The organism is Streptomyces sp. NPDC048565, from assembly GCF_040650935.1.
Classification (GTDB): Bacteria; Actinomycetota; Actinomycetes; order Streptomycetales; family Streptomycetaceae; genus Streptomyces.
The window spans coordinates 51,890-70,253 of sequence record NZ_JBEZIH010000031.1 but is presented as its reverse complement, the minus strand read 5'-3'; the positions used below and the strand labels follow the sequence as shown (position 1 = coordinate 70,253).

At 69.9% G+C, this 18,364-nt stretch carries 16 protein-coding genes, 1 tRNA gene and 2 pseudogenes; 10 read left to right on the top strand and 9 right to left on the bottom strand.

The window, feature by feature from the left end; all coding sequences use genetic code 11:
• Positions 1-3: 3 nt before the first annotated feature.
• Positions 4-468 (bottom strand): GatB/YqeY domain-containing protein, encoded by a 465-nt coding sequence (locus AB0C75_RS30655; RefSeq protein ID WP_362894998.1) that lies wholly within the window; start codon positions 466-468, stop codon positions 4-6.
• 79 nt (positions 469-547) lie between these two features.
• On the opposite strand from AB0C75_RS30655, the gene AB0C75_RS30650 reads away from it, so the two are divergent.
• Both AB0C75_RS30650 and AB0C75_RS30645 read left to right on the top strand, forming a co-directional pair.
• Entirely contained in the window at positions 548-1,486 is a 939-nt protein-coding gene (locus tag AB0C75_RS30650; RefSeq protein ID WP_362894997.1) for a metallophosphoesterase, read from the top strand.
• Between the two features lie 89 nt (positions 1,487-1,575).
• Positions 1,576-1,649, top strand: a tRNA-Pro gene (locus AB0C75_RS30645).
• 68 nt (positions 1,650-1,717) lie between these two features.
• Here the strand turns inward: AB0C75_RS30645 and AB0C75_RS30640 are convergent.
• Positions 1,718-2,248, bottom strand: coding sequence for a helix-turn-helix domain-containing protein (locus AB0C75_RS30640; RefSeq protein ID WP_362894996.1), 531 nt, complete (start codon positions 2,246-2,248; stop codon positions 1,718-1,720).
• Positions 2,249-2,338: 90 nt separating this feature from the next.
• Here AB0C75_RS30640 and AB0C75_RS30635 point away from each other — a divergent pair, with 90 nt between their 5' ends.
• A complete protein-coding gene (locus tag AB0C75_RS30635; protein WP_362895027.1) occupies positions 2,339-3,307 on the top strand; it encodes an alpha/beta hydrolase in 969 nt (322 codons plus the stop codon).
• A gap of 127 nt (positions 3,308-3,434) precedes the next feature.
• Positions 3,435-4,340, top strand: coding sequence for a CPBP family intramembrane glutamic endopeptidase (locus tag AB0C75_RS30630; protein ID WP_362894995.1), 906 nt, complete (start codon positions 3,435-3,437; stop codon positions 4,338-4,340).
• Positions 4,341-4,450: 110 nt separating this feature from the next.
• Here AB0C75_RS30630 and dacB read toward each other — a convergent pair whose 3' ends face one another.
• A complete protein-coding gene (gene dacB / locus AB0C75_RS30625; protein WP_362895026.1) occupies positions 4,451-5,734 on the bottom strand; it encodes a D-alanyl-D-alanine carboxypeptidase/D-alanyl-D-alanine-endopeptidase in 1,284 nt (427 codons plus the stop codon).
• 335 nt (positions 5,735-6,069) lie between these two features.
• Here dacB and AB0C75_RS30620 point away from each other — a divergent pair, with 335 nt between their 5' ends.
• Both AB0C75_RS30620 and AB0C75_RS30615 read left to right on the top strand, forming a co-directional pair.
• Positions 6,070-8,400: a tetratricopeptide repeat protein gene (locus AB0C75_RS30620; protein ID WP_362894994.1), complete on the top strand. Its 2,331-nt coding sequence runs from the start codon at positions 6,070-6,072 to the stop codon at positions 8,398-8,400.
• Entirely contained in the window at positions 8,397-8,615 is a 219-nt protein-coding gene (locus AB0C75_RS30615; protein WP_362894993.1) for a DUF397 domain-containing protein, read from the top strand. Before AB0C75_RS30620 ends, AB0C75_RS30615 begins: the two co-directional genes overlap by 4 nt.
• A 59-nt stretch (positions 8,616-8,674) precedes the next feature.
• Here the strand turns inward: AB0C75_RS30615 and AB0C75_RS30610 are convergent.
• From AB0C75_RS30610 to AB0C75_RS30600, 3 genes and pseudogenes are all read right to left on the bottom strand, one after another.
• Positions 8,675-9,039 (bottom strand): annotated as a pseudogene (locus AB0C75_RS30610) (PrpF domain-containing protein); the annotation flags it as partial.
• A gap of 64 nt (positions 9,040-9,103) precedes the next feature.
• Positions 9,104-9,205 (bottom strand): annotated as a pseudogene (locus AB0C75_RS30605) (GntR family transcriptional regulator); the annotation flags it as partial.
• Between the two features lie 166 nt (positions 9,206-9,371).
• Positions 9,372-9,932, bottom strand: coding sequence for an NAD(P)H-dependent oxidoreductase (locus AB0C75_RS30600; protein WP_362894992.1), 561 nt, complete (start codon positions 9,930-9,932; stop codon positions 9,372-9,374).
• Positions 9,933-10,050: 118 nt separating this feature from the next.
• On the opposite strand from AB0C75_RS30600, the gene AB0C75_RS30595 reads away from it, so the two are divergent.
• Positions 10,051-10,704 (top strand): helix-turn-helix domain-containing protein, encoded by a 654-nt coding sequence (locus tag AB0C75_RS30595; RefSeq protein ID WP_362894991.1) that lies wholly within the window; start codon positions 10,051-10,053, stop codon positions 10,702-10,704.
• Positions 10,705-10,714: 10 nt separating this feature from the next.
• Here the strand turns inward: AB0C75_RS30595 and AB0C75_RS30590 are convergent, their stop codons facing one another.
• Complete coding sequence (locus tag AB0C75_RS30590) at positions 10,715-11,854, bottom strand: damage-control phosphatase ARMT1 family protein (RefSeq protein WP_362895025.1); 1,140 nt, start codon at positions 11,852-11,854, stop codon at positions 10,715-10,717.
• A 272-nt stretch (positions 11,855-12,126) separates the two neighbouring features.
• Between AB0C75_RS30590 and htpG the strand changes: the two genes are divergently transcribed.
• Both htpG and AB0C75_RS30580 read left to right on the top strand, forming a co-directional pair.
• The gene (gene htpG / locus AB0C75_RS30585; protein WP_362894990.1) at positions 12,127-14,040 is read left to right on the top strand and encodes a molecular chaperone HtpG; all 1,914 of its coding nucleotides are present in this window, start codon (positions 12,127-12,129) and stop codon (positions 14,038-14,040) included.
• A gap of 397 nt (positions 14,041-14,437) precedes the next feature.
• On the top strand, positions 14,438-15,232 hold the full coding sequence (locus AB0C75_RS30580) for an SGNH/GDSL hydrolase family protein (protein WP_362894989.1): 795 nt from the start codon (positions 14,438-14,440) through the stop codon (positions 15,230-15,232).
• 185 nt (positions 15,233-15,417) lie between these two features.
• Here the strand turns inward: AB0C75_RS30580 and AB0C75_RS30575 are convergent, their stop codons facing one another.
• Entirely contained in the window at positions 15,418-16,116 is a 699-nt protein-coding gene (locus AB0C75_RS30575; protein ID WP_362894988.1) for an alpha/beta hydrolase, read from the bottom strand.
• A 238-nt stretch (positions 16,117-16,354) separates the two neighbouring features.
• Here AB0C75_RS30575 and AB0C75_RS30570 point away from each other — a divergent pair, with 238 nt between their 5' ends.
• The gene (locus tag AB0C75_RS30570; RefSeq protein ID WP_362894987.1) at positions 16,355-17,374 is read left to right on the top strand and encodes an AsnC family transcriptional regulator; all 1,020 of its coding nucleotides are present in this window, start codon (positions 16,355-16,357) and stop codon (positions 17,372-17,374) included.
• A gap of 154 nt (positions 17,375-17,528) precedes the next feature.
• Here the strand turns inward: AB0C75_RS30570 and AB0C75_RS30565 are convergent, their stop codons facing one another.
• Complete coding sequence (locus AB0C75_RS30565; protein WP_362894986.1) at positions 17,529-18,356, bottom strand: class I SAM-dependent methyltransferase; 828 nt, start codon at positions 18,354-18,356, stop codon at positions 17,529-17,531.
• Positions 18,357-18,364: the final 8 nt, after the last annotated feature.

Genomic DNA, 18,364 nt, shown 5'->3' with positions numbered 1-18,364 from the left:
CGCTCAGCCCGCGAGCAGCTTCTTCACCGTGGCGGCGACCCGGCCGCCGTCGGCGAGCCCGGCCACCTTCGGGCTGACGATCTTCATGACGGCGCCCATGGCCCGCGGCCCCTCGGCACCCGCGCTCTTCGCCTCCTGGACGGCCTGCGCGACGATCACGCCGAGCTCGTCGTCGGAGAGCTGCTTGGGCAGGTACGCGTCGAGCAGCTCGCCCTCGGCCTTCTCCCGCTCGGCCTGTTCCGTCCGGCCGCCCTGCGCGAAGGCCTCGGCCGCCTCACGGCGCTTCTTCGCCTCCTTGGCGATCACCTTCTGCACCTCGTCGTCGGAGAGCTCACGCGACGTCTTGCCGCTGACCTCTTCCTTGCTGATCGCGGTCAGGGTGAGCCTGAGGGTGGACGAGGTGAGCTCGTCACGCGCCTTCATGGCCGTGGTGAGGTCTTCCTTGAGCTTGGACTTGAGCGTGGTCATGCGGCGATTGTGACAGGTACGGGGCACCTGCCGCCCGCCTGTTTTCGTCCCGCCGCGGCCTTTCTGCGACGATGGACCCATGCGCGCACGCTACGGAGTACCCCTGAAAGTCACGGCAGTCGGCGCAGCGGTCGGTGCCGCCGGCCTCGTGTACGCGGCCGGATTCGAGGCGCGCTCGTTCCGCCTCCGCCGGATCACCATTCCCGTACTCCCGCACGGGGCACGCCCGTTGCGCGTACTCCAGGTCTCCGACATCCATATGGTCAGTGGCCAGCGCAAGAAGCGCGCCTGGCTCCAGTCGCTGGCGGGCCTGCGCCCGGACTTCGTCGTGAACACCGGCGACAACCTCTCCGACCCGGAGGCCGTGCCCGAGCTGCTCGACGCGCTCGGCCCGCTGATGGAGTTCCCCGGGGTCTACGTCTTCGGTTCCAACGACTACTACGGCCCGAAGCTCCGCAACCCGGTCCGCTACCTCCTGGAGAAGACGCAGGGCAAGCACGGGCTGAACGGGAACGCACCGGCGGTGGGCGCCGTCCACAACCCGTGGGAGCCGATGCGGGACAGCTTCGACGAGGCCGGCTGGCTGAACCTGTCCAACACCCGGGGCCGGATCAAGGCCGACGGACTCGAGATCGCGTTCACCGGCCTGGACGACCCGCACATCAAGCGGGACCGTTACGCGGAGGTCGCCGGCGGCCCCGAGACGGGCGCCGACCTCTCGATCGGCGTGGTCCACGCCCCGTATCTGCGCACCCTGGACGCCTTCACGGCGGACGGCTACCCGCTGATCCTGGCCGGCCACACCCACGGCGGCCAGCTGTGCATCCCGTTCTACGGCGCCCTCGTCACCAACTGCGACCTGGACACGGACCGGGTGAAGGGCCTCTCGGGCCACACGGTCGGCGAGCGGAGCTCCTACCTCCATGTCTCGGCCGGCTGCGGCACGAACCGCTACACCCCGGTCCGCTTCGCCTGCCCGCCCGAGGCGACCCTGCTGACGCTGACGCCCCGCGACTGAGGCCTCCCGCCCGGGGGCAAAAACCGGATTTCGCCTCCGGGCGCAGGTGGGCTAAAGTAATCGATGTCGCCGGGACACCCGGTGGACATCGGGGTGTAGCGCAGCTTGGCAGCGCGCTTCGTTCGGGACGAAGAGGTCGTGGGTTCAAATCCCGCCACCCCGACAGCTGAAACACCAGGTCAGGGGCCTGATCCACACAGTGGATCAGGCCCCTGACCCGTTTCCGGGGAGCTAGCGGTCCTTGTCGGGCACGATGACCAGGCTGATGAGGTGGCGGGTGCGGCCGTCGTCGGGAGTGGTGCCGGCCCGGCGGGCGACGGTGGCCTCGAGTTCGTCGACCAGCTCCGCGTACTCCTCATCCGTCAGGTACACGGCGCCCTGCCGGTAGAGGACGTTCTCGCGCGCGGGCTCGGTGTCGTCCCGGGAGAGGTAGCGGTCGAAGCCCGTCATCAGGGCCCCGGTGAAGACCGTGAACGCCTGCCGATGGTCTTCCTTGGTCATGGCCGTGCGCGCGTCCTCGTCGACGAGGGCCTTGTCCTGGTGGACCCGATAGCTGCGCTCGACGGTCCCGCGCACCGGCCTCTCCCGGACGACCTCGATGATCCCGGCGCCGGCGAGGGCGGCGATGTGCCGGTACATGGAGGCGGCGGGGATGTCGGGCAGCCGGTCGCGGAGCTGGGCCGTGGTCAGCTCGTCCTCCCCGAGGAGGGCCTGGAGGATGCGCATGCGCACGGGGTGGAGCAGGAGATTCGCATGTGCCATGCCTTCATGATCTCACACCTGATAACGTTCTCATTGTTGAGATCAATGAGAGGCGAAGCCTTGCGTGACACCGGCATGCATGACACCGACATGCGCGAAACCGAGACGACGGTCCCCGCGGGCGACGGAACCCTCCTGGCCGGCACCCTGACCCTGCCGGCCGGGCAGGGTCCTCACCCGGCCGTACTGCTTCTGCACGGCTCCGGCCCCCTGGACCGGAACGGGAACACCGCGAAGCTCGTCCTGGACCTCGGTCAGCCGTTGGCCGCGAGCCTGGCGGCGGCGGGGATCGCGACCCTGCGCTACGACCGGCGCGGGGCGGGCGCCACTCCCGGCGACTGGCGGGCAGCCGGCTTCACCGACAACCGCCAGGACGCCGTGGCCGCGCTGCACACCCTGGGCGCACACCCGGACATACGCTCCGGCGCGGTCGGCGTCATCGGGCACAGCGAGGGCGCCCTGCACGCCATGGCCCTGGCGGCACGCCCCGAGGTGCGGGCGGTGGTGCTGCTGGCCGGCTTCGCCCGGTCGGGCGAGGACGCCATGCGCCGGCAGGCCTCCTCGGTCTTCGGGGGCATGCCCGCACCGGTACGGCTGCTCCGGCGGCCGCTGGGGGCACTGGGCAACCGGGCCCTCGCCAGGATCAAGCGGACCCGCACGGACGTGGCCCGCGTTTTCGGACTCCCGATGAACGCCCGCTGGATGCGGGAGATGCTCGTGCACGACACCCGTGACGACCTCGTCGCCGTACGGGCCTCCGTACTGGCGGTCACGGGCGACAAGGACATCCAGGTACCGCCCGCCGACCTGGCCACGATCAAGAGCCTGGTGCCGGGCGGCCGTGCCGAGATCCACCGGGTCCAGGACCTGACCCACGTACTGCGCCGCGACCCCGCGCCGCACACCATCCGGTCCTACCGCCGGCTGCTGCGCGGCCCGGTCGACCCCGAGCTCCTCGGCCTGGTCGCCGGCTGGCTCACCCACCGGCTGGGCGCCACCTCGGACGAGGTTCCCACCGAAGCGGGAACACACGGCCAAGGCGCTCGTACGCAGCCGTAGGCAACCACAGGCACCCGTAGGCACCCGTAGGCACCCACAGGCACCCGTAGGCAACTACAGGCACCCGTAGGCACCGGCAAAGCACCCGTCCGGACACCACCGGACATTCCACGAAGGAATCTTTGGCATGACCACAACATTCACGCCGCCGACGCCCGGGGCCCCTGCCGCTCCCGGCCGCTACCGCAGGGATCTGATCCTCTTCCTGGGCATCGCGTTCCTCGCGAGCTGGCTGGCCTGGGGCATCGCGATGTGGGCCGGCGGGAAGTCGACCGAGGCTCCCGCCAATCTGCCCTACACACTCGGCGCCTTCGGACCGCTGATAGCCGCCCTGGTCATCCGGGTCCTTCGGCGGCGGCGCGGTGAGCCCGTTCCCACGCATGTGGTGAGGTTCCGCCGGAAGCACCTGCTCCGGGCGCCGGTGCTGATGGTGCTCGGTTCCGCGACGGTCGTGGCGGCCGCGTTCATCGGGCATGCGGCGGGTGACCCCGCGCTCTCCCTTGACTCCTTGAGGGACATGACGGAGGAGATGGGCGGTCCCGCGGTGTTCCTGGTCAGCATGATCGCCTCCGGTCCGCTCTCCGAGGAGGCCGGCTGGCGCGGCACCGCCTACCCGAGGCTCCGCGCGACGATGGGCCCCTTCCGGGTCGGCCTGCTGCTGGGTGTCGTCTGGGCCGTGTGGCACCTGCCGCTGTTCTTCATCGCCGGGACCCCGCAGCACGACCTGGGTCTGGCCACACCGAGCGGTGTCCTCTTCGCCGTCAACAACATCCCCATGGCCATGCTGGTCGCCTGCGCCTATGACCGTGCGGGCATCGTGGCGTCGATGGGCATGCACTTCGCGGTCAACCTGACGATGGTCTCGCTGGGCATCACCTCACCCAGGACACAGGCCATGATGATCGGAATCCAGACCATCGCCGTGGTGCTCATCCTGGCCGCCGGCCGCAGGGCCACCAAGGCCGAAGAGACCTCCCCGCTCCCCACCGCGCCCGCGGCGGCGCCCCGGCCGGAGGACGCCGCCCGGCTCTGACGGCAGGTCACGGACCGCCGCCACACAGGGAAGTGCCCTGTCGATCACGTGGGCCGGGGGCTTCCGGCACCGCGGATCGCAGGGCACTTCCTCATCTCACGACGGGTGGGTCAGGCCCAGCAGCCGTTCACCGTGGCGGCAAGGCCGTCCAGGGAGTCCTTGATCGCGCCACCGTCCGCGGTGGAGTCGTTCTCGATGAAGGAGAAGATCTTCCAGCGGCCGTCCTTCCCCTGCGTGAGGCCGCTCAGAGCGGTGGCCCCCGTCAGGGTGCCGGTCTTGCCCTTGACCTTGCCCACGGCGCACTCGGAGTTCTCGGTGTCGAACCGTCCCCACTCGGGGCCGAGGGTGCTGCCCGCCTCACCGGCGACCGGCAGTCCGTCCGTGATGGACTTCAGGCGGTCGCTGTGCCGGGAGTCGGTGGTCAGGTCGAGAATCTCGGCGACCGTCTGTGCCGTGATGCGGTTGGAGCGGGACAGCCCACTGCCGTCGTGGATCTCGAAGTTGGCCACCGAGACGCCGTACCAGCCGGTGAGGACGTCACGCACGGCCGCTGTGCCGCCCTCGTAGGTGGCCTCCCGGCCGGAGGCGAGTGCGGTCGCCCGCAGCAGCGTCTCGGCGATGTCGTTGTCGCTGGTCTTGAGCATCTGCTTGACGATCGCCGACAGTTCGGCGGACTGGTGCTCGGCCACCGGGAAGTCCGTCGAGCCGGCCTGGCCACGGGTCACGTCGCCCGTGACGTCGATGCCCTGCTCGGTGAGCTGCTCGGCGAAGACCTTGCCCGCGTCGATGGCGGTGTCCTGGACGAGCTTTCCGTCGACCACCAGGGAACGCACCGGTGCGATCTGGTCGTCGTAGTAGCTGCTGTTCCAGCCCTCGGCGAGGGTCGGCTCGGCGAACAGGCTGTCGTCGATCCGGACCTTCACCGTGTCCAGGCCCGCGTTCTTCAGACCCGCGGTCGCGCTCTTGGCGAGCTCGGTGAGATCGGCGGTCGTCAGGGTGCGGTCGCCCCCGCCGACAAGGGTGAGGGTGCCGTCGCCGTAGACCACCTTGGTGGTGAACTTGTGGTCCGGGCCCATCAGGGTCAGGGCGGCGGTGGCGGTGGCGAGCTTGGTGTTCGACGCGGGCATCAGTGCCGTCTTCGCGTCGTGGCCCCAGATCACCTCGTTCGACTCGGCATCCATCACCACACCGCTGAAGGTGCTGCCGATGTTCTTGTCCTGGGCTCGGGCGTTGAGGTTGTCCACGAGCTTCTGGTCGTTTGCGTCAAGCCTGTTGACGCTTTCCTGGCTCGCTGCCGGCTGGTCCGCGGCGAAGGCGGACTGACCAGCCATCACCGCACCCGCGACGGGGGTGAGGACGGCAGCGACGAGCGTCCGGCGGACGGCCCGGTTCATGGGCTTGGCCTTGCGATGACGTCCTCCGTTGGAGGAGACGGGCGGGGCGTCGGAACTGGGTATCACAGCGTCTCCACGTCACGTACATGACGAGTAGGGGCAAGAGGAACGCAAATAAACCTAGTGGCAGCTACCTCTCTTCCACGTGGCCACACCAGCCGCTCGCTGTGCAGATCCGGTGACGGTGTAACGACCATTCCCCCGATGGATGCGCGTGGCCGGGGCCGGCCAAGCCGCTGCCGGGCACGGGTTCGGCACTGTTCCGGACGGATACGACGGGAGGGCCATACGATCTCCATGGATGCCGTACGGCGGCACAGTCGATCGGGGGGCCGATGGATCCGCAACGCGCAGCGCCCGGCTCCGCGTCCGCCTCAGGACACGGCCGTGTCTATCAGGCTCAGCGCGACCAGTACGTCGATGAGCACCATCAGCACCACCACTACGCCGCCGCACCGGACGACTGGATGGGCCCGGTGCCCCACTCCGTCCGGGTGCCGCTGACCGCGGAGCCCGCGACAGCCCTGCGGGACCGTGGCGAGTTACGCGAGCGGCTGATGCGGTCCGTCACCCACGGCCGCGGTGGGCCCGCACAGGTCCTCCAGGGGATGGCGGGGTGCGGAAAGACCGCGCTGGCCCGGCATGTTCTCACCCGGGCGGTGGAGCACGAGGGCGTCATCGGCTTCTGGGTCGACGCCTCGTCCGCGACCACGCTGCTGTCGTTCATGATCGGAATCGCGGCTGACCGAGGGGCCTCGCCCGACGAGCTGGAGACCGCCCACCGCGGCCGCCGCCCGGCCTCCGATCTCGCCTGGGAATACCTCGACCGGTCCGGCGAGCCGTGGCTGCTGGTCCTCGACAACGCGGACGAACCCGGTCTCCTCAGGGACGGCGGATGGCTGCGGCGGAGTCCGCGCGGCACCGTACTGGTGACGACCCGCGACACCGCGTCCGAGATCTGGCGTAGCTGCGACACCTGGCCCATGGGCGTACTGCCGCTGTCGGCCGCCGCCCAGCTGCTCTTCGACCTGGCGCCCGAGGCCGGAGCCCCCGAGGACTACGAGCGGTTGGCCTTCAGGCTCGACCGCCATCCGCTGGCGCTCTCCCTCGCGGGCAACCATCTGCGCCGGCAGCTCCTGGAGAGGTGGACCGTGAGCGACTACCTGGATCGCCTTCCCGAGGACCCCAGCGAGCTGCTCGACCAGGCGTCCGACCCCTCCGAGGAGCACGCACGGGCCCGCTTCAGCAGCACCTGGCAGCTGTCCCTCGACGCTCTGGAGCGGCAGCAGGTGCCCGAGGCCGTGACCCTGCTGCGGCTGCTGTCCTGCTTCGCCGCCCAGCCGGCCACCGTCCCGCTCGGGCTCCTCTCTCCTGCCCGGCTCGACGCCACCGCGCTGCCGCGCCTCGACCCACCGCTGGCCGGCGCCCGCGCCGATGCCGCGCTCCAGGGGCTCGTCGCCACCTCGCTCGTCTCCCTGCTCGACGTACCCGGCGACCGTGGCCGGCCTCCCGTGCACGGTCTGCAGGCCCACGGACTGCTCCTGGACACCGTCGCCGGTCGGATGCCGCCGGAGATCCGTGACGATCTGGTCCGCTCCGCCGCGGGGCTGCTCGAAGCCGCCCTGCCCGATGTGGCGGACGACCAGGATCTGCGGCTGCTGGCACCGCACGCCATCGCGCTGCTGCGCCGGGCACGCGGTGCGGAACCTCTCGCCCTGGTCAGGCGGTTGCGTTCCCTCCACTACGAGCGGGGGCAGTTCACCGCCGCTCTCGACCTCGCCGTGGCCACGTGGCGGTTCAGCCGGGAGCTGTTCGGTGCCGAGCACACCGAGGCTCTCACGGACGCGTGTGAGACAGGTCGTGCGCAGAGCGCCCTCGGGCTCTTCGCGGAGGCCGAGCAGACACTCCGCGGGGTGCTCACCGCACGGGAAGCGGTGCTCGGCCCTGAGGATCCCCTCACCCTGGACACCCTCCACGCCCTGGGTATCGCCCTGTACGGCCTCGGGCGTTGGGACGAGGACGAACAACTCCTGCGACGCGCCCTCGAAGGCCGCGAGCGGATCCTGGGCGGCGCGCACCCGGACACGCTGGACACCCGGGGCCGGCTCGCCGAGGCGGTCGGTGAGCTGGGCCGGTGGGACGAGGCACGCACGCTCGCCCGCACCACACTGGACCACTCAAAGGCCGCACTCGGACCCCGCCACCCCAACACCGTCCTCGGTCTCCTGGCGTACGCCTGGGCCGTGGCCGGGCAGGAGCGGTGGGATGAGGCGGCTCCCCTCGCCCGGGAAACGGTGCACGCGGCGGCGGAGGTGTTCGGACCGGACCATCCCCGCGCACTCGCGGCTCGTCATCTCCATGCGACGGTCCTCATCGAACTGCGCCGCTGGGACGAGGCCGAGGAGACGCTCCGCCACGTCATCACGGCCCGTGAGTCCATGCTCGGCCCCGCGCACTCCCACACGTTGTCCGCCCGTACGGATCTCGCGGCTGTCCTCACCGGCAGCGGCCGGGCCGGCGAGGCGACCGCCTCGGCCGAGGCGACCCTCGACGGATACGTGCGTACGCTCGGCCCCGATCACCCCCGTACCCGACGCTGCCGCGCTGTTCTGCGGGCGGCACGAGAGGCGTGCGCCGCGGCGCCTGCCGCCGAGGAGACTTCGTGAACGACGAGTCCGGATACCGCTGGCACAGGAGCACGTACAGCGGTGAGACCAACGGCTGCCTGGAAATCCGTACCCCCCCCCAGCTGGGGAGGACACGGATACGTGATTCGAAGGACCGGTTCCGCCCTCCTCTGATCTGCACCACGGAGAGCTGGATGAGCTTCGTCCGTTCGGTGAGTGCCCAGGAGTGGTTCCAGGGCCCGGTCGGCCGGTGAGGCCACGGGCCGTGGCACCATGTCGACGGGCTGCGGGACGGTACCGCGAGGGGAGGACCGACCCTGCCGGTGGGCAGCAGCGGGCCGCCGCCCCGGGCGAATTCGATCACCACAGGCGCGGCAGTCCCCGGCACCCCCGAGATCCGCGCAGCCCCGGTGCAGTCGACGCGCCCGCCGGAGGTGGGAAGGCCGCCGTGGCCAGATCGCCGGTGTTGACCATCCGGATCCGTACGGACGTACGCCCGCCCCCGGCCGCGACCAGGCCGCGCTCCACGGCGAGGGGGCCCACCCCGGCGAGCAGATTGCCGCAGTTCTGGCGCTCGGACACCTCTACGGTGTCGACGGCGACCTGGAGGAAGAGGTAGCCGACATCGGCGTCAGAGGCCTCAGGGCCGGCGGATCCGGAACTCTCCTTGCTGGACAGGGTGTCGACCCACCAGCGCGGCGCGCCACGCGCGCAGTGCGTCGATCAGGCGCCGCGCGTCACCCGCGCAGAGCCCTTCCAGGGCCATGCGGCACTCGGTGATGGCGACGGCTTCGTCGACGCTCACCACACGCACCCGTGATCCGCGGTTACGGATCCGCTCGACAGCCCCTCCGACTCCAGGGCCCCGGAGACCCACGGCGCACGAACGCACATGGGCCCGGCCCCCTCTCCCGCGAGAGAAGGGGCCGGGCCCATGGCAGCGCGCGCCGTACGGCACGAAGACGACGGTGCGGCATCCTCGGCGCACCGCCGTCAGCGGTGGATCGACGTCAGGCAGCGACAGCCGTCGTGCCCTCGACGACCTGGCGGAGCACCTCGGTCAGCGAGGTGACGGTCTCGGCGTCGTCCGCCGGGTGGAGCTCGGCGAAGCGGGTCACGGAGCCGGGGATGGAGAGCTTGGCTTCCGCCAGCACCGCCCCACCCGCGAGACCGGCGGCCTTACGGGCCTCGTCCTGGGCCCACACGCCGCCGAACTGGCCGAAGGCGGTGCCGACCACGGCGACCGGCTTGCCGGTCAGGGCGCCGGCGCCGTACGGACGGGACAGCCAGTCGATGGCGTTCTTGAGGACGGCCGGCATCGTGCCGTTGTACTCGGGCGAGAACAGCAGGAACGCGTCGGCGCGGCCGGCCGCCTCGCGCAGCTGGGCCGCGGCAGCCGGAACGCCACCCTCGACGTCGATGTCCTCGTTGTAGAAGGGGACGTCCACGAGGCCCTCGTACAGCTCGACCTCGGCACCCTCGGGCGCGTGCTTGACCGCGGCCTCGGCGAGCTGACGGTTGTGGGAGCCGGCGCGGAGGCTGCCGACGAGGGCGAGGATGCGTACAGACATGGGGGTAGCTCCCGGGAGACTGAGACTGCGGAGGTAAGCGGACCGTGGTCCGTTTAAAGTTGTACCACCTAAACGGACCGCGGTCCACTTATCGCTCTTCCGGGGCTACCCTGAAGCCATGACCCTCCCCCTTCCCCCGCCACCCGGGCAGCCCGACCCCGGTGAGGCCCGGACGAATCTCACGCTCGCCGCCGGCGACGGTCCTGAGCTGCTGCGGGCGGACGCGGCACGTAACCGTGCGCTCCTGATGGACGCCGCCTCACGGCTCCTGGCCCGCTGTGGTGCGGCGGACCTCACCATGGAATCGGTCGCGGCAGCCGCCGGGGTCGGCAAGGGCACGGTCTTCCGGCGCTTCAAGGACCGTACCGGCCTGCTGATCGCCCTCCTCGACCACCGTGAGGCCCTGCTTCAGGCCGCCTTTCTCTCCGGACCGCCCCCCATGGGCCCGGACGCCCCCGCCGCGGAGCGGCTGCACGCCTTCGGTCCTGCCCTGATGCGCCACGAGCGCGATCACCATGAGCTGATCCTGGCCTCCCGGGGCGATCCGCTGCGCACCTTCGAAGTCCCCGCCCAGCGGCTGCGGCACAGCCACGTCACCCTGCTGCTCCGCCAGGCCCGCGCGGAGGGAGACCCTGAGCTGCTCGCGTACACGCTGCTCGGCTCCATCGACGCGCCCCTCGTCCACCATCTGACGTGCGAACGCGGCATGCCCGCCGATCAGTTGGAGCAGGGCTGGCACGATCTTCTCCACCGGTACGGGGTGGAGCGCTGAGGGCGGTCCCTCATCGGTCGGCGCCGGTCCTCGGCCGCACCTGGATCAGGGCGTGCGTGCCGCTCGTACGCCACGCCCGGCCGGAGCGCTCAAGACCCTCCAGGGTCCGCTCGTCCAGGCCCACGACGACGTCCGACTTCAGCGTACGCAGCGCTGCGACGGCCCCGGGGAAGTACGCCGTGCAACCGGCGAACGACGTGGTCGCCGGCCACCGCCGGTCGCCCACCAGGCGGCGGTAGTTGAGGTCGCCCTTCAGGATCGTCAGCGTGGCCGCGCCGAGCTCCGCCCGCAGATCATCGGGCATCCGCTCGTACGGGAACGGGGCGCAGAAGAACGCGTGGGTCCGTACGTCGAGCCGGCCGGTGCCCATCGCGTCCCAGACCCGCCCGCCGATCGAACCCGCCTCGCCCGGGGCCTCGCGCATCCGGCGCAGGCAGTCGACGACGTCGGCGGTCATGGCGTCGGAGACGTAGTACGGGCCGGGCTTCACATGGAGCACCACCCGGTCGGCGTGGCCGTGCCGGAGCAGATGATCGACGAGGACGAGGTCGGGGATCAGCTCGCGCCCGGTGTTGTCCGCGACGACGGCGACGGTGGCCCCGGACCCGGCGGGCAGGAGTGACCACAGCATCGCGCTGTCGTCGGCGACCAGACCGGGGGCGGCCTCACCGGGGGCGGCCTCACCGGGGCCGGATTCGCCCGCCGGGCCGCGGAAGCCGAGATCGGCGCGGTTGCCCCAGAGCGATGCCTGGAGCAGAGCTGTGGCCCGGTCGGCCGCGGGGACATCGGCGAGGTCGTCGAGCGCGCGGAGCTCCTCCTCGACCGTGCCACCCCGCAGTTCCGCGCGCTTGAAGGGGGCGAAGGGGTCGACGCCCTGCCACGGGCCCTCGTCGAAGTAGCCGACGGCTCCCAGCAGCCGGCGGTAGAAGTAGCTCTCGGACCAGAGGAACGGTGCGTCGAACCAGGAGCGCCCGAAGTGCTCCCGCCCCCGCGCCAGCCAGAGCTCGCGGTCCGGGCTCCCGGGGGCGAGCGGCTCGACGACGCCATGGGCGATCTCCTGCCGCAGGGAGTCCAGCGCGCGATGCTGCGGGGGTCCGTACGGAAAGGCCTCGCGCACCTGCTCGATCAGCGCCGGATGGCGCTCGGCCATGACGCCCCGGGCGAAGCTGCCGGGCTCCCGGCAGGTGATGACCGGGGGGAGGCCGAGGTCCCGTACGGCCGCGGAAGTCTCTCGCGTATCGCCCATGCGTCCAGTCTGCCCGGCGGGGAAGCCGCTCGCCCCGCGCGGGGTTCACGTGTCCGGGGCTCCGGGCCGGCGCCCGGCGGCCAACGGCCGTGACCGAACCGGCACATGGGCGGCCCGGTGCCTGGTTACGATATGGAGCGCCTCATGACTTACCCCAGGAAAGGGAACCCGTACCCATGCCGGCCGAGACATTCGAGTTTCAGGTAGAAGCTCGCCAGCTCCTGCAGATGATGATCCATTCGATTTACTCGAACAAGGATGTATTTCTGCGTGAGATCATTTCCAACTCTTCGGACGCGCTGGACAAGCTTCGGCTGGAAACCCTACGCGATGACACACTCCAGGCGGACTCGTCCGACCTCCATATCGCCATCGAGGCCGACCAGGATAAGCGCACCCTGACCGTGCGCGACAACGGCATCGGAATGTCGCACGACGAGGTCGTGCAGCTGATCGGGACGATCGCGAATTCCGGCACGGCGAAATTCCTTCAGGAACTGAAGGAAGCCAAGGACGCCGCCGCTTCCGAGGAGCTCATCGGGCAGTTCGGTGTCGGGTTCTACTCGACCTTCATGGTCGCCGACGAGGTCACCCTGCTGACCCGCCGCGCGGGCGAGGAGACGGGCACGCGCTGGCAGTCCAGCGGCGAGGGCACCTACACCGTCGAGTCCGTCGACGGCGCACCCCAGGGCACATCGGTCACGCTGCGGCTCAAGCCCGAGGACACCGAGGACAAGCTCTTCGACTACACGTCACCCTGGAAGATCAGGGAAATCGTCAAGCGGTACTCGGACTTCATCACCTGGCCCATCCGCATGGCGACAGTGGGGGGCGAGGAGGGCGCCGAGCCCGGGACCGAGACGGTCAACTCGATGAAGGCCCTGTGGGCCAGGTCCAAGGACTCCGTGACCGATGAGGAGTACAGCGAGCTGTACAAGCACATCAGTCACGACTGGACCGACCCGCTCGAAACCATCCGCATGCAGGCGGAGGGGACTTTCGAATACCAGGCGCTGCTCTTCCTTCCCTCCCACGCACCGCAGGACCTGTTCACGCAGGACCACAAGCGCGGGGTTCAGCTCTATGTGAAGCGCGTATTCATCATGGATGACTGCGAAGCGCTCATGCCGACGTATCTCCGCTTCGTGAAGGGCGTGGTCGACGCCCAGGACCTCTCACTCAATGTGTCGCGCGAAATCCTTCAGCAGGACCGCCAGATCGAGATGATGCGGCGCCGTCTGGTCAAGAAGGTGCTCTCGACGGTGAAGGACATGAGGTCCGGCGCCCCCGAGAAGTACGGGACGCTCTGGAAGGAATTCGGCCGGGTACTCAAGGAAGGGCTGCTCCAGGACTTCGAGAACCGCGACGCGATCCTGGAGATCTCCTCCTTCGCCTCGACCCAGGACGAGACGGAGCTCACCACTCTGCGTTCGTACGTGGAACGGATGAAGGAGGGCCAGGAGCAGATCTACTACATGACGGGCGAGTCGCGCGCCGCCATGGAGAGCTCGCCGCACATGGAGGCCTTCCGCGCCAAGGGCTTCGAGGTGCTGCTGCTGACGGACCCGGTCGACGAGGTCTGGGTCCAGTCCGTTCCCGAGTTCGACGGCAAGCAGCTCCAGTCCATCTCCAAGGGCGAGGTCGACCTGGACACCGAGGAGGAGAAGAAGGAGGTCGAGGCCGAGCGGGAGAAGCATCAGCAGGAGTACGCCGGTCTGCTGACCTGGATGACGGAGCAGCTCGGCGACACGGTGAAGGAGGTACGTCTGTCCTCACGTCTCACCGTCTCACCGGCCTGCATCGTCTCGGACACGCACGATGTGACCCCGGCGCTGGAGAACATGTACCGCGCGATGGGCCAGGAGGTGCCGCAGATCAAGCGCATCCTCGAACTCAACCCCTCGCACGCGCTGATCAGCGGTCTGCAGAAGGCCTACTCCGCACAGAGCGACGAGGAGGGCACCCGCACCGAGCTGGCCGAGACGGCCGAGCTGGTCCACGGACTCGCGCTCCTCTCGGACGGTGGCGAGCTGAGTGACCCCTCGCGCTTCAGCAGGCTGATGGCGGACCGTCTGGAGCGCACGCTCTAGCCTCGTCCCCTTCCTCGATTCCCCGATTACCCGATTCCCCCGATTGCCCCGATCCACTGCGGCCGCCAGGACTCCTGGCGGCCGCAGTCGTGTGCGGGGCGGGGGTGGTTGTGAAGGCGGGACGACCGCGGGGAGCGGCCGCAGTTCGAACAGAACGCGTTCCCGCCGAAGGTGACTCGGAGGAGTCGCCGAGGGTGTCGCAGAGATCCATAACTTCACCATTTCGGGGGCCCGTTCAAGGTTTATCTACGCGCGGAGCATCGGCGGCCGAACGATCCTTCGGGCATATCAGACGACTTTTCCCGTAGCCATTACCGCCGAGTACCGGAAGCTGCTACAAACGTGCTCGCCCCACGAACTCCCCACTTGTCCCCCACATTTCGAAGGGCTGGCAGCTATGTCAGTACGAACCTTCCGGGCCTCCGTCACCACCCTCGCGATCGCTGCCGTGGCCGCACTCGGCCTCGCGTCGCCGGCCTCCGCCGCCGGCGAGAACTACGTCGCTCTCGGTGACTCCTACTCCTCCGGAGTCGGCGCAGGGAGCTACACCTCGGAGAGCGGTGACTGCATGCGCAGCACCAACGCGTACCCGTACCTCTGGCAGAACGCGAACTCCCCGTCGTCGTTCGCGTTCGTCGCCTGTTCGGGTGCGACGACGTCCTCGGTGTCCAGCGGTCAGCTGAGCGCGCTGAGCGCGTCGACCACGCTCGTCAGCGTCACGGCAGGCGGCAACGACGTCGGGTTCGCCGACGTCATGCAGACCTGCGTCCTGCAGAGCGAGGCCAACTGTGTGGCGCGGGTGAACACGGCGGTCTCCCAGATGCAGGGCTCACTGCCCGGCCAGCTTGACTCCCTCTACGCGGGCATCAGTTCGCGGGCACCGCAGGCCCATGTGGTGGTCCTGGGCTACCCGCGCTTCTACCAGCTGTCCGGCAGCTGCATCGCCGGCCTCACGGAGACCGAGCGCGGGGCCATCAACGACGCGTCGGACGTCCTGAACGGCGTGCTCGCCAAGCGGGCGGCCGACGCCGGGTTCACGTATTCGAGCGTGGTGGACGAGTTCACCGGGCACGAGCTCTGCTCGGGTGACGCATGGATCCACAGCGTGTCCATCCCGGTCACCAACTCGTACCACCCCAAGGCCATCGGGCAGTCCAACGGCTACCTGCCGGCCTTCAACTCTGCGCGGTAACACGCGCGGAGCGGACCCGTCGGCCCTGTTCGCGGGGCGGGCGGGTCCGCCGTCGTCCAGGGCCTGTCGTTCGGATCAGGCCTGCCCAGCCGTAGTGCCCTGTGAGGTCCGGGACGCGGCTGGCGGGTGGTCGGCCGTCGAGCCGCCGCTTGAGCTGTACATGGTTCCCACTGAGCCGGGCCGTGTCAGGCTTCCGCGGCGCGGGAGATGTCGCCGAGGAGCGTGGCCAGTCGGGCGGGTGCCGACAGGAAGGGGCAGTGGCCGGCGTCGAGCCGTTCGACGTGCGTGGCGCGTACGGACATCTCGGCCTGGAGCGCCGGCCGGAGGGCCTGGTCGCGTTCGCAGAGCACATAGGTGGAAGGTACGGTCCGCCACGCGGCGCGGGTCACCCGCTCCCCGAAGGATCTCCGGCTCTGCTCGACCAGTTGACTCATGGCGTACTCGGCGCGGTGGCCGGGCAGGTCCCCGTACAGAGCTGCGCGGGGATCTTCGAAGTAGACGGGAGCGATCCCGCTGAGCTCGTCGCCCTTGCCCGCGGGGTGGCCATGAATGCTGCCTACGGAGTCGCCCTCGGCCGGCATGTAGGCGGCGAGGTAGACGAGGCGGGCGAGGCTTGGACGGGCGGGAGTCTGCGTTACCGGGAAGCCACCGTAGGAGTGGGCGACGACGATCACGGGGCCTTCCATCTGCTCAAGGTGCGTGGCGATTTCTTCGGCGTCGTCGTGCATGCCGGCGCTGGGCGCGCGCCCTGCACTGGGCAGATCGACCGTGCGGGAGCGATGACCGTCGGCTGCGAGGGCGTCCTGGAGATCGGTCCAGCACTCCGAGTGGTGCCAGGCGCCATGGACGAGGAGGAAGGAGGGACGTACTGCGGGGGTGGGCATGAGGGTGCTCCCTGGTGGTGGCGGGTCGTCATCGGGGCTGGCCCTGGGCCAGCCTGGGCGGGCGGGTCGGCGGTGGGGTCGGCGGCCGGGCTCAGTGAGGCGTGGCGGTTGTACGCCATGGCGTGTGTGGTGACGGGGAGGCCGTCCTGGCTCCGTTCGCTTCAGCGAGTTTGGGTTCGTCCGGCTGATTCGGTAAGGCAGAGATGTCAGATCGCGCAGATTCGACACAGTGGAAGTCATGAAGACGTATCTCGACACGATGGACGATGTCGGCCGTGCACTGTCGGATGAGGAGACGAAGCTCGCGCACGCCCTCCAGATCAACGGGCGGGCCTCGTTCCAGGAGATCGCCAGGGCCCTGGGGGTGTCCGACCAGACCGCCGCGCGCCGCTGGTCCCGCCTGCGGTCCACCGGCAAGCTCAGGGTCCTGGGCCTGACCGATCCCCTTCGACTCGGCGACTCCTCCTGGGTGGTACGCATCCGATGCACGCCTGATGCGGCCGTCTCCATCGGAGAGGCACTGGCTCGGCGCACGGACACCAGCTGGGTCAGTCTCAGCTCCGGCGGCACCGAACTCGTCTGCGCGGTGCGGGCCCGGGGTCCGGGGCTGCGGGAGCCGCTGCTTCTGCAGAAGTTGCCGCGCACGCCGCAGGTGAAGGACGTCTCGGCGCATTGCCTGCTGCACGTCTTCTTCGGCAGGGACCTCAGCTCGATCAACAAGAGCGGGCCGCTGACGCACGCACAGGTCGCGGCGCTCTCACCGCGACCTGTGCGGGAGCCGGCCACGGACGCGTCCGCAGCTGTGGCGCTGGACAGCGAGGACCGGCATCTGCTCGATCTGCTGGCCCGGGACGGCAGGGCGGCGCCGGCGGATCTGGCTGCCGCGACCGGACTGTCACCGTCGACGGTGCGCCGCCGGATCACCGGGCTCGGAGCTGCCGGTGTCCTCTACTTCGACGTCGAGTACCACGTCGACGTCCTCCAGCAGAACTTCAGGGCGGCACTGTGGCTGGAGATCGATCCGGCCCGCCTCGCGGAGGCGGGCAGTGCGTTGGCCACCCATCCCGAGGTTCCCTACGCCGCCGCCGTGACGGGCACGGCCAATCTGTACGCGAGCGTGGCGGTCACCAGCGCACAGGACTTCTACCGCTACCTGACCGGTTCTGTGGCCACCTTGCCCGGTCTGCGTCACACGGGGACCACGCCGGTCCACCGCACGCTGAAGGGCCCCGGCCCCTACCTCCCGCCCACCTCATGAGCCCCCGTGTCGCCGCACGTCTCCATGGCACGGCGACACGAAGCTTCGCGCCTGGTGCGCACGCTCTGACGTCCATCGGCACGCGCGCCCGGTACGCAGCGGGCCAAGCGCGGCCACCCTCTGCCCCCGTTCCTGACCTCCGTGGACGGAACACCTAGCGCTTCGACGCCTTGACCGAGTACATCATCGGGATGCGCGGGCGATCGGAAGGGAAGCGGTAGTAGCCGTCCGAGTGCCGCACCAGCACCGGGTAGCGGGCGAAGAGCGAGGCATCGTGTTCGTGCAGGAACTCGATCCGCAGCCCGGCGGCGGCCAGTGCCGACACGACCTCGCCCAGGGGATGCTGCCACTCGACGCTGCGGTTGTGGACGGTCGCGGCGTCGAAGTCGGCGTAGGTGCCCGGCGTCTCGTCCACCCAGGCTTCCCGGCTGAAGTAGTCGTACGCGACCTCCGAGCCGGTGTCGTCGTCCAGGCAGTCGGTCAGGGGATGGAACTCCGCCAGATACAGGAAGCCGCCCGGCGCGACCAGCGAGGCGGCGATCTCCGCCCAGCGGTGCACATCAGGAAGCCAGTTCAGCGCGCCGACCCCGGTGTAGACGATGTCGTACGCGGAGTCCGGCACCGCCTGGGCGGCGTCGTACACGTCGGAGGCGACGAAGGCAGCCCGCTCGGGAGGCATACCGAGCGAACGGGCCAGTCCACGGGCGGTCTCGACGGCCGGCTCGGAGAAGTCGAGGCCCACGACCTGGGCGGCGCCGTGGCGCGCCCAGGAGAGGGTGTCGAGGCCGATGTGGCACTGCAGATGCAGCAGGGTCCGGCCGGTCACGTCACCGACCTCGGCACGTTCGAAGGCGCGCAGCGCGTCCTTGCCCGCCAGGAAGGCGTCCAGGTCGTAGTAGTCACTGGCCGCGTGGATGGCCACGCGCTCGTCCCAGCGCGCGCGGTTGGCCGCCTGCCAGTCATCGGGCGTCGGTGCGTACATGCCGTGAA